This is a genomic window from Prevotella melaninogenica, assembly GCF_018128065.1.
Taxonomy (GTDB): domain Bacteria; phylum Bacteroidota; class Bacteroidia; order Bacteroidales; family Bacteroidaceae; genus Prevotella.
On sequence record NZ_CP072360.1, the window covers coordinates 1063758 to 1079565 of the forward strand.

Below are 15808 nucleotides of genomic sequence, written 5' to 3' on the forward strand. Positions count from 1 at the left end.
ATTCTGTCTAAACTATCGTCATTCTGTCTTGCTCTATAGCTTCACTGGCATTGTTACTTGTAGTTCTGTGAAGTCTGCCTTCGTTGCATGTGCATTGACGCTAAAACCTAATGTTAGGTTCTTTAGTTTTGGAAAACTATAAAATACACCTACTTGTTCATGATAAGGTTTCTCCAAACCATGATGTGCTTTGTAACCCATGTGTCGATAGAGGTAATAGCCTAAACTGACACGAACAGACATATTTCCGTAGAATACTTCATGGCGAGCTTCAATGCTTGCAGACCATGGGCTATGTTTCTCTCCTGTGTAGCCATTTTCCTTGTCATAGCGTGCCACTCTACTGGCATAATCTCCATAGAATAAGCCAATGCCAACGCCAGATGCCCATCGGCGAGCATAACGATAGAGTAGGTGCGTGTGGAAAGAGTAAGCTCCGTAGAAAGTAAAATGCTCTTTACGATAATTAGGATCTCCCTGTGGAGTGTTAAATTGCGTTTGGTGCCAATCCTCAAGCAATGTTTTACCACCTATTCCAAAGGTAAATTCTGTAAACCAATACTTTTGGAAGGGTTCTTCAAGGTGCGTGTTTCTCTTTGCTACCTTTGTTATTTGTTTCTCTGGTTCATATACAATCCCAAGGAAAGGACCTAAGTAGTTAGCTCCTTTATTAGGGCGCGCCATAGCTCCATTGCTATGATGTGCAAAGTCTAATCCCGCTTTTACACTCCATTCCTTAGCCACTTTATATTGTCCGTACAGTCCTGCTGTAAAGAAAATATTGAAATGAGAACCTATATATTCATTGTCTATATTATTCTTTTTGTTGTATTTAAGTGCCGTATAGCCGATACCCGTACCTAAGTAATAGCCCCATTGCCAGTGACTGCTGCGATAAAGTGGGCGGTTAAAAGTTCCGTAGAGGGTAAGAACGTTACCTAATTTACTGATATAATCTACTGGCTGTGCTTGTCCCCATGGAGTATCTTTATGCATCGTCGTTCCATGGTTAAAGTTATAGCGCAAACCAACAGAAAAGATGGGATAGTTGTAATCACGTGCAAAGGCATTCGCTGTTGGTGTGATGTTTACTTGTGCTGCTATGGCATATGTTTCCTTGGTCTTTGTCCAAATACGTGGCTCTTGGTCTAAACATAAAGTTTGTGCAGATATATAACGCACTTCTACACCTGTCTGTGGTATAGAAAGAGAGTCACACTCTTCTGCAGAAGCAACTGCAGAGAGTATGATGAATAGTGTTAAAATGGTTTTCCTCACTTGATTCAGGCGGAATTAAAGCACCTGTATTCTGTAACCAAGTGTTACTTCAAACATGCTGTTGCGGGCGTTCTTTAATAAATCCTTTGCTTCAGCGTCTCTTGCTAATTTTCTGAAGAACACATTGTAGCGAGCTTCTATCTGCCACTGTTTCCATTCGTAGCTGACGCCAAGTGGGAGAGCTACGTCACCTTTATATATATGATCCTTAAGGTTGAAATCTTCACCATTTTTCTTTTTAGCATGTGCACTAATAACATATCCTGTATGTATTCCTGTGGTGAAACTCCATGGTAAATCAGCCCAAGGGTACCAACGTACTATATAGTTCGTGTTGATATAGTGTAGATTAATATTGTATGGACCATGTTTCTGTGTAATCGGATTGCCATAGTCGTCTGTTGCACTGATATTGCGATAGATGCCCGAAGTACCTTGTTGGCTGTACTGCATTTCCACGTCTAAAGCAAAGTTCTTTGTCAAGAACACTTCAATATAGGCTCCAGCAATAAGTCCAGGTTTTATGTTATTATCAACGCCTAATAGGTTGGATAAGTTAAAACCAACTTTGGGTACAGCATAAATATCCCAGACGGTGTGTTCACCAGACGGTTTGGTATCTTGCACAATAGCCTCCTTAACGTCTTGGTAGCCTTCTTTAACCGCATCTCCAATACGCTTAGCATATTTCTTGTTTATTACCTGAGCTTGTCCATTTGTCAATGCCCCTACAAGGATGGCAGCAATCAATATAATCTTTTTCATTTTTTAGGATAACTGATTCTGATGCAAAGATAGTGATTTTTCTTCAAACCATTGATATCTTGTGGCTTTTTCATACAGATTAAAGATACAGAATACTAAACAGAATGACATAAGGGTATAGATAATGTTAAGCCAGAATGACATAAAGACATATTCTTTAATGACATATTCGATATAGGCTGTGTGGATAAATATGTTAAGCCATAATGACATAAAGACATTTTTTATGATATATTCAATACAAGAAAAGTGGTTGGAGCATTAATTATATCTCTATGTCATTCTGTCTTAGCTTTGTCATCATATGTGTGGGGTATCTCGGTGATTACTCCCCTCCCTTTGGGGGAGGGGTTTGGGGGAGGGGCCAGTTGGTAAGTCTGGCTTTGTTGCTCATTCTTTCTCGTTTTTATATCGTGTGCTTGCAATTATTCTATGAATATTCTTTCTTTTCTCATTTTTTATTTAATTTTGTACCCAAAATAAAAGAAAATAAAAACTATTAACAGAAAGAGTCTGCGAGCGAATCCCAACTACTGAATTGACCAACACAGTTTTTTGTTGTTTAAACTAACGATTGTAACTGTACCAAGTCTAATTGTTTTTGCGTTTCGTTCTAATGTGGAGGAACCGTAATAGTAGCAGTCTGTGAGCTTTTATCATAGCTTGTAGGGAGGAGAGATTGTATGCATACTCGTTCATAGTCTGATGATTATATAATGTTTTTCTTATTTGAATTTTTCTGTAGAATTTTGTTTTCGATGAATTATTTTCAGTAGTATGGATGTAAAACTATATGATTATGTCATTGTTGGCGCAGGTCTTTTCGGTGCCACCTTTGCTCATTTTGCAACTAAGCAAGGAAAGAAGTGTTTGGTGATAGATAGACGGTCACAGCTGGGTGGAAACCTTTATTGTGAGAATGTTGAAGGGGTCAATGTGCACAAATATGGTGCACATATTTTCCATACATCAAGCAAACGCGTGTGGGACTTTGTGAATTCTCTTGTTGAGTTCAATCGTTTTACTAATGCTCCTGTTGCTAATTATAAAGGTAAATTCTATAACCTCCCTTTCAATATGAATACATTCTATCAGATGTGGGGTGTAACTACACCTGAAGAAGCGCAGGCAAAACTTGATGAACAGCGGGCAGAAGCTGTTGCCAGAATGAAGGCAGAAGGTGTTGAGGAACCTCGTAACCTTGAAGAGCAAGCTTTAGCATTAATCGGTAAAGATGTTTATGAAAAGCTAATTAAAGGATATACGGAGAAACAATGGGGGAGAAAATGCACAGAACTTCCATCTTTTATTATAAAACGACTTCCTGTTCGTTTAGTTTATGACAATAACTATTTTAACGATAAATATCAGGGTATTCCTATAGATGGTTATAACAAGCTGATAGAAGCTTTGCTTGATGGAGCAGAAACAATAATGGACATAGACTTTTTTGATTGTCAGCATACTTATGATACAGAGGCTGGTGTTCATAAAGTTCAAAGTTCAAGTTTTAATGTTCAATGTAAAAAAATTGTTTTTACAGGTAAGATTGATGAGTATTTCGGATATTGTTTAGGTAAGTTGGATTATCGTACCGTTCGATTTGAACATGAAGTCCTTAATGTTGCCAACTATCAGGGCAATGCAGTTGTCAATTATACAGAGGCACAAGTGCCTTATACACGTATAATAGAGCACAAACATTTTGAATCATTTGGTCAGGAGGTTTATGCTAACCCAAAGACTGTCATTTCACGTGAATATTCTACGGAATGGCAAGAAGGTATGGAGCCTTATTATCCCGTCAACGATGAAAAGAACAACCTGCTCGCAAAGCGGTATCGTCTCTTGGCAGCAGAGGAATCTGGGGTAATTTTCGGCGGACGACTTGCTGAGTACAAGTATTATGATATGGCACCGATTGTAGAACAAGTAATGAGATTGTTTCCATAAAGTATAAATACCTATTGGGGGAATTAAAATTAAGGTAGTTTCAATAAATAACTTTTGATAGTTTTTTACTAAAGTAGTCATAAAGTGAATGTTGCTGTAGGATTTTTAGGAGTTTCTCAATATCTATATTACAAAGTCAATGAAGTTGTATAGTTGTTTTTTATTAAGTTACTATGAGAATGCTTTAATATAATATACCTATGGATTCAATGAAATCATTGAACTTGGACTTTTTCCCTAAAAGTTATGAAGTCTGCTTTCTTGAAAGTTGTACTGTAAAAGAAAACTGTCTTCACCATTTGTATTTTAAGTTACAACCATCAAGTAATACATGGGGAGAAGCAATTTATCCTTCAGCTCTTATGGCAGAAAATCTTGTGAATGGTTGTTGTAAGAAATTTCAAGAGAAGAAACTTGTCACTTGTCATGCAGGCTTTGCTCATTTCTTCGATGAGGTGCGTCGTAAGGATTTACCAGATCTTCGCAATGAAATCTACAGATATTTTCGTGGACGTAGCAACTTTTATCGTTACAGCAAAGCTGAGAAGGGTTATCTTTTCACTCAGCTGATGGCAGATGATGTAAAAGTTCTATTCAAGAAATATGGATATGACGAGCCCGAATATGAAAGAACTTTTGAATCAGTATCTTTTTAAGAATAAATATTGAGTCAGTTTTACAATAACAGTATTTTAATTCAATCTAATAAACTATCATTTATTGTTGTCCGGCAGTCTCGCACACTCTGTCCGAAGCATTCGTACAATGTGTCCGAAAGCGTCGGAAACATTATTAAGGTTGTTTTAGGAAGGAAGGATAAATGTGTTTTAGATAGCATTTATGTAGTATGACAAAAAAGACAGAAAGAAATTCTAATATAGAATTATATCGTATCATTGTGATGTTATTGATTGTAATGCATCACTATGTTGTAAATTCAGGTTTATTTGATGAAATGTTCAAAACTCCGACAGCACCAGCGAGTATTTTTTATATATGTTTGGAATGTGGGGGAAGACCGGTATAGATTGTTTTGTATTGATTACGGGCTATTTCATGTGTAAATCTAAAATATCGCTGTATAAATTTGTTAAGCTGTTATTGCAAGTTGAATTGTATAATATATTGTTTGGTTGTATATTTTTATATACGGGATACATACCTTTGTCATTCAGTAGTTTACTTCAGATAGTAAATCCAATTTCAAGTGTGGGTACATCTTTCACAAGTTGTTTCCTCCTCTTCTATTTGTTTATACCATTCCTCAATATTCTGTTGAATAATATCTCTAAGAGCCAGCATGTTCTGCTTGTCATTCTTTCTTTAGGGGTTTATACCATATTAGGAACAATTCCATGGATAGGTGTAACGTTTAATTATGTTACTTGGTTTTGTGTATTATATGTTGTTGCATCATATATTAGACTTTATGGAATTTGGCGTAGTGAGGATAAAATGTTCTGGGGGGGGGCATCTCTTGTCTTAATTACAATCTCCGTTTTAAGCGTGCTTGTAATGCTTTTTAGGGGTGTTTATTCGGGGGTGGCTTTGGATTGGAGTTTGTTGATGTTTTTTGTTAGCGATTCTAATAAGTTGTTGGCTTTTTTGGTTAGTGTGTCAACTTTTATGTTCTTCAAGAATATTCATATTCGCCAAAGTAAGCTGATAAATACAATAGCATCATGCACTTTTGGTGTGTTACTGATTCACGCCAATTCTGATGCTATGAGACAATGGCTGTGGAAAGATACTTGTAATAATGTAGGAATGTTTCATAGCGGTATGATATATATACATGCTTTATGTGTTCCTATTATTGTTTTTATAGCATGTACGATTATAGACTTTTGTCGACAACGTTTCTTAGAACGATTATATCTTGATTTAGTCGTTAAGTATATTCAAACCAGTAAATTATATATCACCTGTCATAATAGATTGCATAAATATGAATAAAGATATTATAACAGTAACATCACCATTGTTACCAAATCTTGATGAGTTTACAGAATCCCTTAAAGAAATCTGGGAAAGTAAGTGGATAACAAATAATGGACAGTTTCATCAGAAATTAGAAGCTGCTTTAGCTGAATATCTGAAAGTCCCATACGTTAGCTTGTTCACGAATGGAACTTTACCATTGCTAACTGCTCTCCAGGCATTGCGGATTACAGGTGAGGTAATAACGACACCTTATAGCTTTGTAGCAACAACTCATGCCCTATGGTGGAATGGTATTAAGCCTGTCTTTGTCGATATTGATCCATCTACAGGCAATATAGATCCCCAAAAGATTGAGGCAGCAATAACACCACGTACAACAGCTATCCTCCCTGTTCATGTGTATGGTAAACCATGTGATACAGAAGCGATTCAGGCTATAGCAGATAAATATGGCTTAAAAGTGATATATGACGCAGCACACGCCTTTGGTGTTAAAGTGAATGGGGAAAGTCTGTTGAATGCTGGTGACATGAGTACATTGAGCTTTCATGCCACAAAGGTGTTTAATACAATAGAAGGTGGTGCAATGGTGATGCATGATGAAAAGACCAAGCAACGCATAGATTATTTGAAGAACTTTGGTTTTGCCAATGAAGTGGAGGTCGTTGGTCCTGGTATCAATAGTAAGATGGATGAGATTCGTTCAGCTTACGGTTTATTAAACCTAAAGCAGGTTGATGCTGCCATTGCTGCGAGACAGAAAGTGGCTGTAGCTTATCGTAAAGCCTTACGCAACGTTGATGGTATTTCGTTTTGGGATGATATGTCTGGTGTTCGTCATAACTATAGTTACTTCCCAATTTTTGTTGATGCAGAGAAGTATGGTATGATGCGTGACGAGCTATACATGAAGATAAAAGACCAAGGTGTATGGGGACGTCGTTATTTCTACCCACTCATCAGTGAATTTTCTACTTATCGTGGTTTGGAGAGTTCTCGCCCAGAGAATCTGCCTAATGCACACATGATGGCTGACGCTGTAATATGTTTGCCTATGCATCATGCATTGAACGAAAAAGAGATAAATAGAATTATAGATTGTATAAGACACTAAGATGAAGAAACTCATGCTCCTTGGAGGTATTCGTTATCTCCTACCTGTTATAGAAGCTGCACATCGTCATGGTTACTATGTCATTACGGTGGACTATGTTCCTGAAAATATTGCTCATCAATACTCGGACGAGTTTCATAATGTTAGCATTCTTGACAAAGATGCAGTATTGCAATTAGCACAGGAACTTAATATAGATGGAATATTATCTTTTGGCGTAGACCCTGGTGTAGTAACAGCTGCTTATGTCGCTGAACAGATAGGACTTAGTTTCCAATGTTCTTATGATGTTGCTTGTATCTTACAGGATAAGTCACGATTTCGTCAGTTCTTAAAAGATAATAATTTCAATGTACCCAATGCAAAAGGATATTCCTCAAAAGAAGAAGCTCTTGGGGATACAGAATATTACAACTGGCCTGTTATTGTCAAACCAGTTGATTCTGCAGGAAGCAAGGGGGTTACGCGTGTCGATGAATTATCACAACTCTCCTCAGCTATTGATTATGCTCTGAGTGAAAGTCATAATGGGTATTTCATCATTGAAGATTTCTTAGAGAAAGAAGGTAATTCTTCTGATTGTGATAGTTTCACTGTTGATGGAGAACTTGTTTTCTGTTCGTTTAATGATCAACATTTTGATCCTAAGGCTATCAATCCTTATACCCCAGCAGCTTTTTCGTGGCCTTCAACAATGCCACAATGGGCACAAGAGGAACTAAGAAGTGAATTGCAACGCTTGATGACACTGCTTAATGTTAAAACAGGAGTTTATAATATTGAGACACGTCTATGCAAGAATGGTAAACCATATATAATGGAACTTGCCCCCCGAGGTGGTGGGAACAGACTTTCAGAAATGATGAAATATGTTTCAGGGCAAGACCTCATAGATAACTGCGTTCGTGCAGCCGTTGGAGACCCTATAGACGAGATTCATCAGCCAATTTATGATGGATATTGGGCTGAAATTATCTTACACTCTGAATGTGATGGCATCTTTCAGAGTATAGAGATAGATAAAACGGTAGAAGAGTGTTTTCTTATAGAGAAAGACATCTGGGTAAAAGCAGGCGAAAAGGTGCAGGGCTTTACGGGAGCTAATACAACAATAGGAACGTTGGTTTTAAGATTTAATACTAATGAGGAAATGAGATGTTGCTTGTCTAATCAAGAAACGTGGCTTAAAATTATTGTATTATGAGACAAAAAGCCATTGGGGGATATTTCTCGTTAGAGTTACCATATAATGAAAATGGAGAATATCATCGTGATGCTATAAGATTAAATTCTGGGCGTTATTGTTTGGAGTATGTCTTAAGAGTAAAAAAGTACACGAAAGTATATTTACCATATTATATGTGTGATGCCGTTTTACAACCAATTAAGAAATTAGGTTTAGACTATCAGTTTTATCACATAGATAAATACTTCCACATTTCGGAAGTTCTGCATCCTAAAAAAGATGAAGTTATTTTGTATTGTAACTATTTTGGTTTGATGGATGAATATGTAAAAATAGTTACTGATAAGTATGCTCCTAACATCATAATAGATAATACACAAGCCTTTTTTAGTCGACCACTTCCAGAAATTGATACTTTTTATACTTGTAGAAAATTCTTTGGTGTTGCTGACGGAGCCTATCTTTATACTGATAAAGAGGCTGATTTTGATATTCCACAAGATTATTCGTCTTCAAGAATGTTATTCTTGTTAGATAGATTGGATAAATCTGCAGAAGAAGCTTTTTGTGATTATCATAAAAATGAGGAGTTCTTAGATCATGATACTATAAAAAGAATGTCCAAGGTTACTCAAACGATAATGTATTCTATTGATTATAGCGACGTTGCAAGTCGTCGTCTTTATAACTTTGATTATCTAAATGATAAGTTTGGATTAAGTAATGAATTAGATATACATTTAGAAAAAGGAAGTATACCTATGATATATCCGTATTTTGTAAAAGATGAAAACTTGAGGAAAAAGTTAATAGACCATAAAATCTATATACCTTCTTATTGGCCTAATGTGTCGAGTTGGTGTAATTCTATAGATATAGAAACGTCTTTTTCATATTTGTTACTTCCTTTACCTGTTGATCAAAGATATGGTATAGAAGATATGGATACTATCCATTCCGTAATTACGGAAGTTGTATAGTCTATAGGGGTACAACAAGGGAAGTTCGAGTTTAAGTATACAATGAGAATATTCTTTGTATTTATTTAATTAGATGATTAATCTTATATCAATCTTTTGAGATGTAGCGAATCATATAGGAAACATAGTGTTGAAAGATATTGATTAATTTATATTTTATTTTAACTTATAATCAAGTATAATGATACAAGGAGAGACTATTTACCTAAGGATGCTGGATGCCGATGATTGGGCGAAAACTTATTTGTGGCATAATGATGTAGAAATACAAAAAATGACATGTGGTCCCATAATAATTCCTTCTAAAGAGATTGAAAAACAATGGGCTCTGTCAAAAGCAACTCATAATCGTAATGAAATTTATTTTGCAATATGCTCTTTAGATAATGATGAAATGATAGGCTTTGCATCATTAAATGATATCAATCATCTTTTTAGATCTTGTTATTGGGGTGGAATTGTAATAGGCGACAAAGCCTATCGTAGTGGTACAGAATATTTACAGACAAGTTTGCTAATTTTAGATTATGCTTTTAATCGATTAAATATTAACAGACTTACAGGTTCTTGTTTGGAAGAACATTTACTTACAAGATCACAAATGCCAGCATTATTTTTTACGCAAGAAGGTGTTGGAAGAGAGGCTATTATAAAGAACGGAAAGATATATAATGAATATCATTATTCTCTTCTATCAAAAGAATATAAAGAACATTTAGAATTAGGTGACTATGATCTTGATCAGGTTATGATGCGTATAGTTGCTAATTCAAAGATAATAAGAAAAGAACTAAAAAAGTAAGATTATGGAATTAAAAGATTTTATTGTAGATTTTGCAGATCAGTTTGATGATACTGACATTTCAGAGATTAAGAGTGATACAGTTTTTCACGATCTTGATGAATGGAGTTCACTAATAGCCATGGGTGTTATAGCTATGTTTCGTACACAGTACGGCAAAACTATATCTGGTAAAGATATAAAAGAATGTACAACTGTAGAAGACTTGTATAATCTAATCTCTAAATAAATAATGGCTTTTAATCTGTATTCTCTTGAAAGTAAGACTATATTGGTTACAGGTGCTTCTGCTGGCATAGGACGTGAGATTGCAGTTTTATGTGCAAAGATGGGAGCTCAAGTTATTATTAATGGGCGCAAAAGAGAAAGGTTAAAAGAAACCTTAGAACTCTTAGAAGGAGACGGACACATGGTAGTGGCAGGTGATTTAACTCTGCCAGAAGAGAGAGATGCTTTGGTAGAAGCCTTGCCACTACTTGATGGTGTTGTTCATTGCGCAGGAATAGGGCATCGACTCTTGTGTAAATCAATAGCGGAAAGTGATGTTGATTTAGTGATGGGAATAAATTTTAAAGGTCCTATCATGTTACAATCTTCTCTTTTGAAAAATAAGAGAATTAACAAGTCGGCTTCTATAGTTTTTATAACATCTATGGCAAGCCAATCGCCAAGCTATGGGAATGCTCTATATTCAGCATCAAAAGGTGCTTTAATTTCATATGCGAATTGTCTTGGGTTAGAACTTGCCTCAAGGCAGATTCGCGTTAATTGCATTAGCCCTGCAATGGTAAGAACTGAGCTTATTCTTAGAGATGGAATATCTGAAGAACAGTTGCTCGAAGACGAAAAGAAATATCCTCTAAAGCGTTATGGTCAACCTGAGGATGTTGCAGCACTTGCAATCTATTTGCTTTCAGATGCTTCATCTTGGATGACGGGAAGTGATTTGAAAATAACAGGAGGAGCAAGGTAAAATAAATAAAGAAATAGTAATGGCCTATATAAAAGCATTATCATATTATCTTCCAGAACAATTACTTACTAATGAAGATTTAGTAAAAGAGTTTCCAGATTGGAGTGTCGATAAAATAGCACAGAAAGTAGGAGTTAATACTCGTCATATTGCAGGTGAAAATGAGACAGCTGGTGATATGGGTGAAAAGGTAGCAAGGAAATTATTTGAGGAATATCATATAGATCCACAGACTATTGATTTTCTACTTCTTTGTACGCAGAGTCCTGATTATTTTCTACCCTCAACTGCATGTATTCTTCAAGAACGTTTAGGAATTCCAAAGACAGCTGGTGCTTTTGATTATAATCTTGGTTGTTCTGGTTGTGTTTATGGTATGGCAGTCGCAAAGGGATTGTTGGCTGCTGGTATCGCAAAAAATATTCTTTTGATCACATCTGAAACTTACACAAAATATCTGCATTCATCAGATAAGAGTAATCGTAGTATTTTTGGAGATGGTGCTGCTGCTTGTTTGATTTCGACAGAAGGTTTTGCTGAAATTGGCGATTTTGTGTTGGGAACTGATGGAGGTGGTGCTAATAACCTTATCATAAAGACTGGCATGGCACGTCATAAAGCTATGACGGGAAAGTATACGACTGACGAAGAAGGTCATGTGAATTTTGATGATTATCTTTATATGAATGGTGGTAATGTTTTCAACTTTACCCTTGATATAGTACCCTTTATGATGAATGATGTTCTGGTAAAGAATAATCTTACTCAAGAACAGATAGATTATTATGTATTTCATCAGGCCAATAAGTTTATGTTGAATACAATTCGTAAGGTTTGTCGATTGCCCAAAGATAAATTTTATATTAATCTTGAAGATACAGGTAACACCGTTTCTTCAACCATTTTCATTGGTTTGAAAGATTGCCTTGAAAACTCTCTTATCCAAAAGGGGAGTTCTGTTATGGTTGCAGGATTTGGAGTTGGATTAAGTTGGGGAGGAACAGTCTTGAAGTTTTAATTACATATGGCTTTAATCAAATAAAACTAATTTTTGTTAGGCTAATTGATTTATAATCGATTAAGAAATACAACGAGTTCTTAATTTAGAGTTATCTGTAAAATATAATGGATATAAATGTCTTCTCAAAACAATAAGATACGAAATCTACAATCTAAAAGACAAGAATCAGGTACTCTTAAGCAGAAAGCTATCAACGGAGTTAAGTGGACTTTTTTAGATCAAGCTGGTTCTTTAGGAATTAGTTTTTTGGTTGGAATTGTCTTAGCTCGTTTGTTAGATCCTTCTGAATACGGATTAATAGGTATGGTTACTGTTTTTACAGCTATTGCTACTGTCTTTACAGATAGTGGTTTCGGTCAAGCTATGGTTCGTAAAACGAATTTGACTGAAGAAGATAGACTCACTGCATTTTGGTTTAGTACAGGAGTAGGAGTATTGGTTTATATTATACTTTTTCTCTTTGCGCCTTGGGTTTCTGTTTTTTATAAAGAACCACAACTAACAGATATCCTGCGTGTAACAAGTATTCCTATTTTGTTTAGTGGATTGCTTACAATCCCTAATATGATGTTTACACGTGATATCAACTTTAAAATAATTACTAAAATATCTTTTTCGAGAGCTATTTTAAGTGGTCTTATTGGTATTTATATGGCTATGAAAGGCTATGGAGTCTGGGCACTTATAGCACAAGGATTAGTTTCTTCAGGTGTTGAAATTATTTTGTATAATTTCCATTATAGATGGAAGATAAAATTTATATTCAATAAAAAAAGTTTTGAATATTTATGGGGGTTTGGTAGTAAAATGCTTGCTTCAAATCTTTTAAGTGCTGCATATAATAATCTCTATCAAGTTATTATAGGAAAATTTTATACTTCTGCTGATTTGGGACAATATCAAAGAGGACAAAGTTATTCAGGTCTTTTTTCTAATACATTGACTCAAGTTGTTCAGAAGGTAAGTTTTCCAACATTAAGTAAAATACAAGAGGATATTGTTCGTTTAAGAAATGGTTATCGGAAAATCATTAGGACAACAACGTTCATTTCTTGTTCTGGATGTATAGCTTTGGCAGCAATGGCTAAACCACTAATAATTATTCTAATAGGAGAAAAATGGCTTCCTGCTGCTGAATATTTACAAATTATATGTTTAGGCGCCTTGCTTTATCCCGTGCATGCTATAAACCTTAACATTTTAACAGTTATGGGTAGATCTGACTTGTTTCTCAAGTTAGAAATAATAAAAAAATTATAGGTGTAGTTCCTATTATTATAGGTGTCTTTATAGGCATTAAAATGATGCTTTGGGCAGGAGTTGCTAGTAGTTTTTTAAGCTTTGCAATAAACGCATACTATTCTGAACGATTAATTAATTATTCGTTTGGGAAGCAGTTTAAAGATATTTTACCTTTTATAATAGTCTCATTATGTTTAGGTGCACTCACTTGGAGTATAACATTTCTTTCTGTACAAGTGGTATTTCAGTTGTTAATCCAATTGGTTGTGTTTGTAACTTTAACAATTATATATTATGAGTGGAAAAAAAATGAAGAATATTTTGAAATAAAGAAGATTATATTCAGTTTATTTAAAAAAAAATCTTAGAAAGTGATTTTGTTTTGTAATGTTAAATGTAATGACTAATATTATTTTGAGATAATGTTGAAGATATTGAATATTTTGATAGACGATAAGTTTATAGATTATTTAATTGAAGTATTAGAGTTTACTAAGGGAAAGCATAAACATGATTATATTATCATTAGAGATGATGTGTCAAAAAAATATCAATATATCACTAAAACAGAATATATTAAACAGATAAACAAAAATGACTGTTTGAATTTTATAAATAATAATGGATATGATTTAGTCATTTTACATAGTTTATCCTGTATTCCATGGTTTTTTATTAATAAAATAGATCGTAATATTAAAGTTTTATGGAAGGCATGGGGATTTGATTTGTATCGTACTCCAAGCGAAATTCAACCATTTGTTAAATTAAGAAGACTCCATCCTATTACAAATAGATATTGGTGGAAGCATTGTAAAGATAAAATTTATATTAATTTAAAATCTTGGCTTTATTCTCAAATTCATAGAAAAGAGATTAAGTGTGCAATCAATAGAATAGACTATTTTTCTGGTTGTTTACCAATAGAATATGATTTCATAAAAAAATATAAGTCTTTTAGAGCTCAACATATGGAACTCCCTTATTTTGCTTTGAAATCTAAATATACAAAGAAAGAAAGCCTTGAATTCCCTGAACTGGGACGTAACATACTTATTGGAAACTCTGGGGCTATTGCTAATAATCACTTCGATATTTTTAATCGTTTTTCAACAATAAAGATAGAAGACAGAAAGGTTATTGTTCCTTTAAGTTATGGCGGTGATGATTTTTATATAAAAGATATTGTTAATTATGGAAAAAAGATTTTTGGAAAAAACTTTTGTCCTGTTCGAAATTTTATGTCTTTAACAGATTATTTTTCTTTACTATCAACTTGTAGTCATGCTATTTTAGGATACGAACAGCAGGCTTCTTTAGGCAATGCTTTTGAGTTGTTGTGGGCAGGAGTTAAATTGTATCTGCCACAGTCATCTGTTAATTATAAGTATTTTAAAGAAAAAGGCTGTCATGTTTTTACCATAGAAAATGATCTGATTGATTTGCATCTGTTTACTCCATTAACTATAGAAGAAAAAAAACTGAATAGAGAGATTTTACTTAGATTGAATTCAAAAGAGGTTAATCTATTAAAGATAAAAAATATATATCAAACTATTGAAAAAAAATAATATGGATCTTAGAAATATTCTTTTACATCCTTTTGAAACTATAAGGAATAAATTTTATGCGGAATTGTTTCGATCCAATTACTATAAAAAAATGGTTCGTGATAATCCTCAAAAGGCTTTAAGTCTACAATACAAATCCGCCCACCATAAGAATATAAATTGGGATAATCCACAAACTTTGGATGAGAAGATAATGTGGTTAGAGGCCATGACTGACACATCGAAATGGTCACAATTAACAGATAAGTATGAAGTAAGAAAGTTTATTGAAGAAAAAGGCCACAAAGAAATCTTAGTTGATTGTTATGGTGTGTGGAATAGTATTAGTGAAATTAATTTAGACTCATTACCAAATAAATTTGTTTTAAAGTGTACACATGATAGTGGCTCTACGCATATAATAAAAGATAAGTCTAAAGCAGATTTAGTTGATATTTGTAAGGATTTGCAAGCAAAGCTACATCCGATTGGGTATACGACTTGTGAGCCTCATTATCTAAGTATTCAACCTCGAATTATAGCAGAGGAACTTCTGGAAGAAAAGGAGTTAAGGGATTTATCGACTTCAATGATAGATTATAAGGTTTGGTGTTTTAATGGTGTACCTAATGTTATTTTTTTGTGTTACAATAGGCATAAAGATTTGAATGGACATTTGACGGCAAGCTATGATATGTATGATGCAAAAACATGGGCTAAAAAGCGTGAGTATTTAGATGTAGCTTATAGACCAGATGATAATACGTGTTTCCCAGCACCAGATAATCTTGAAAAAATGTTAGAATATGCTGCAAATATTTCGAAAGATTTCCCTATTGCTAGAGTTGATTTCTATAACATTAATGGGAAAATTTATTTTGGAGAAATAACTTTTACTTCTGCAGGAGCAAATTGTTATTATTTCTCAGAGTTAGGCCAGAGAGTAATGGGGGACGCTATTGATTTAACTCATGTAAAGAGGATAAGATAGGGTGAAATG

General features: G+C 34.4%; 15 protein-coding genes. 13 read left to right on the forward strand and 2 right to left on the reverse strand.

Going from position 1 to position 15808, the window contains the following annotated elements; translation table 11 throughout:
* Positions 1-33: 33 nt before the first annotated feature.
* Both J5A56_RS10130 and J5A56_RS10135 read right to left on the reverse strand, forming a co-directional pair.
* A complete protein-coding gene (locus tag J5A56_RS10130) occupies positions 34-1278 on the reverse strand; it encodes an acyloxyacyl hydrolase (protein WP_021672978.1) in 1245 nt (414 codons plus the stop codon).
* A gap of 15 nt (positions 1279-1293) precedes the next feature.
* A complete protein-coding gene (locus tag J5A56_RS10135; protein WP_021672979.1) occupies positions 1294-2043 on the reverse strand; it encodes an outer membrane beta-barrel protein in 750 nt (249 codons plus the stop codon).
* A 777-nt stretch (positions 2044-2820) separates the two neighbouring features.
* Between J5A56_RS10135 and glf the strand changes: the two genes are divergently transcribed.
* The 13 genes from glf (at position 2821) to J5A56_RS10200 (ending at position 15799) form a co-directional block, all read left to right on the forward strand.
* Positions 2821-3996, forward strand: coding sequence for a UDP-galactopyranose mutase (gene glf, locus J5A56_RS10140; protein ID WP_021672981.1), 1176 nt, complete (start codon positions 2821-2823; stop codon positions 3994-3996).
* Between the two features lie 209 nt (positions 3997-4205).
* The gene (locus J5A56_RS10145) at positions 4206-4652 is read left to right on the forward strand and encodes a DUF6078 family protein (protein WP_231370836.1); all 447 of its coding nucleotides are present in this window, start codon (positions 4206-4208) and stop codon (positions 4650-4652) included.
* Positions 4653-5001: 349 nt separating this feature from the next.
* Entirely contained in the window at positions 5002-5952 is a 951-nt protein-coding gene (locus J5A56_RS13570) for an acyltransferase family protein (RefSeq protein ID WP_349251581.1), read from the forward strand.
* A complete protein-coding gene (locus J5A56_RS10155; RefSeq protein ID WP_021672984.1) occupies positions 5945-7054 on the forward strand; it encodes a DegT/DnrJ/EryC1/StrS family aminotransferase in 1110 nt (369 codons plus the stop codon). The genes J5A56_RS13570 and J5A56_RS10155 overlap by 8 nt, the downstream gene beginning before the upstream one ends.
* A 1-nt stretch (position 7055) precedes the next feature.
* Positions 7056-8258 carry an ATP-grasp domain-containing protein gene (locus tag J5A56_RS10160; protein WP_021672985.1) on the forward strand — a complete coding sequence of 401 codons (1203 nt, stop codon included), beginning with the start codon at positions 7056-7058 and terminating at the stop codon, positions 8256-8258.
* A complete protein-coding gene (locus J5A56_RS10165) occupies positions 8255-9220 on the forward strand; it encodes a hypothetical protein (RefSeq protein WP_021672986.1) in 966 nt (321 codons plus the stop codon). The genes J5A56_RS10160 and J5A56_RS10165 overlap by 4 nt, the downstream gene beginning before the upstream one ends.
* Positions 9221-9401: 181 nt before the next feature.
* Entirely contained in the window at positions 9402-10022 is a 621-nt protein-coding gene (locus tag J5A56_RS10170; protein ID WP_021672987.1) for a GNAT family N-acetyltransferase, read from the forward strand.
* Positions 10023-10026: 4 nt separating this feature from the next.
* The gene (locus J5A56_RS10175) at positions 10027-10251 is read left to right on the forward strand and encodes an acyl carrier protein (RefSeq protein ID WP_021672988.1); all 225 of its coding nucleotides are present in this window, start codon (positions 10027-10029) and stop codon (positions 10249-10251) included.
* A gap of 3 nt (positions 10252-10254) precedes the next feature.
* Positions 10255-10995 carry an SDR family NAD(P)-dependent oxidoreductase gene (locus J5A56_RS10180; protein ID WP_021672989.1) on the forward strand — a complete coding sequence of 247 codons (741 nt, stop codon included), beginning with the start codon at positions 10255-10257 and terminating at the stop codon, positions 10993-10995.
* Positions 10996-11014: 19 nt separating this feature from the next.
* Positions 11015-12013: a 3-oxoacyl-ACP synthase III family protein gene (locus tag J5A56_RS10185; protein ID WP_021672990.1), complete on the forward strand. Its 999-nt coding sequence runs from the start codon at positions 11015-11017 to the stop codon at positions 12011-12013.
* Positions 12014-12130: 117 nt separating this feature from the next.
* Positions 12131-13276 carry a lipopolysaccharide biosynthesis protein gene (locus J5A56_RS10190; protein ID WP_211815509.1) on the forward strand — a complete coding sequence of 382 codons (1146 nt, stop codon included), beginning with the start codon at positions 12131-12133 and terminating at the stop codon, positions 13274-13276.
* A 404-nt stretch (positions 13277-13680) separates the two neighbouring features.
* A complete protein-coding gene (locus tag J5A56_RS10195; RefSeq protein ID WP_021672992.1) occupies positions 13681-14829 on the forward strand; it encodes a TDP-N-acetylfucosamine:lipid II N-acetylfucosaminyltransferase in 1149 nt (382 codons plus the stop codon).
* Entirely contained in the window at positions 14816-15799 is a 984-nt protein-coding gene (locus J5A56_RS10200) for an ATP-grasp fold amidoligase family protein (protein ID WP_021672993.1), read from the forward strand. Before J5A56_RS10195 ends, J5A56_RS10200 begins: the two co-directional genes overlap by 14 nt.
* The last annotated feature ends 9 nt before the right edge of the window (positions 15800-15808 follow it).

What these genes read in the sequence shown, in the direction of transcription:
- J5A56_RS10190 (WP_211815509.1), top strand. Translation starts at nt 12,131, where the DNA reads ATGTCTTCTCAAAACAATAAGATACGAAATCTACAATCTAAAAGACAA.
- J5A56_RS13570 (WP_349251581.1), top strand. Translation starts at nt 5,002, where the DNA reads ATGTGGGGGAAGACCGGTATAGATTGTTTTGTATTGATTACGGGCTAT.
- J5A56_RS10160 (WP_021672985.1), top strand. Translation starts at nt 7,056, where the DNA reads ATGAAGAAACTCATGCTCCTTGGAGGTATTCGTTATCTCCTACCTGTT.
- J5A56_RS10195 (WP_021672992.1), top strand. Translation starts at nt 13,681, where the DNA reads ATGTTGAAGATATTGAATATTTTGATAGACGATAAGTTTATAGATTAT.
- J5A56_RS10175 (WP_021672988.1), top strand. Translation starts at nt 10,027, where the DNA reads ATGGAATTAAAAGATTTTATTGTAGATTTTGCAGATCAGTTTGATGAT.
- J5A56_RS10185 (WP_021672990.1), top strand. Translation starts at nt 11,015, where the DNA reads ATGGCCTATATAAAAGCATTATCATATTATCTTCCAGAACAATTACTT.
- J5A56_RS10165 (WP_021672986.1), top strand. Translation starts at nt 8,255, where the DNA reads ATGAGACAAAAAGCCATTGGGGGATATTTCTCGTTAGAGTTACCATAT.
- J5A56_RS10135 (WP_021672979.1), bottom strand. Translation starts at nt 2,043, where the DNA reads ATGAAAAAGATTATATTGATTGCTGCCATCCTTGTAGGGGCATTGACA.
- J5A56_RS10155 (WP_021672984.1), top strand. Translation starts at nt 5,945, where the DNA reads ATGAATAAAGATATTATAACAGTAACATCACCATTGTTACCAAATCTT.
- J5A56_RS10180 (WP_021672989.1), top strand. Translation starts at nt 10,255, where the DNA reads ATGGCTTTTAATCTGTATTCTCTTGAAAGTAAGACTATATTGGTTACA.
- glf (WP_021672981.1), top strand. Translation starts at nt 2,821, where the DNA reads ATGGATGTAAAACTATATGATTATGTCATTGTTGGCGCAGGTCTTTTC.
- J5A56_RS10170 (WP_021672987.1), top strand. Translation starts at nt 9,402, where the DNA reads ATGATACAAGGAGAGACTATTTACCTAAGGATGCTGGATGCCGATGAT.
- J5A56_RS10145 (WP_231370836.1), top strand. Translation starts at nt 4,206, where the DNA reads ATGAAATCATTGAACTTGGACTTTTTCCCTAAAAGTTATGAAGTCTGC.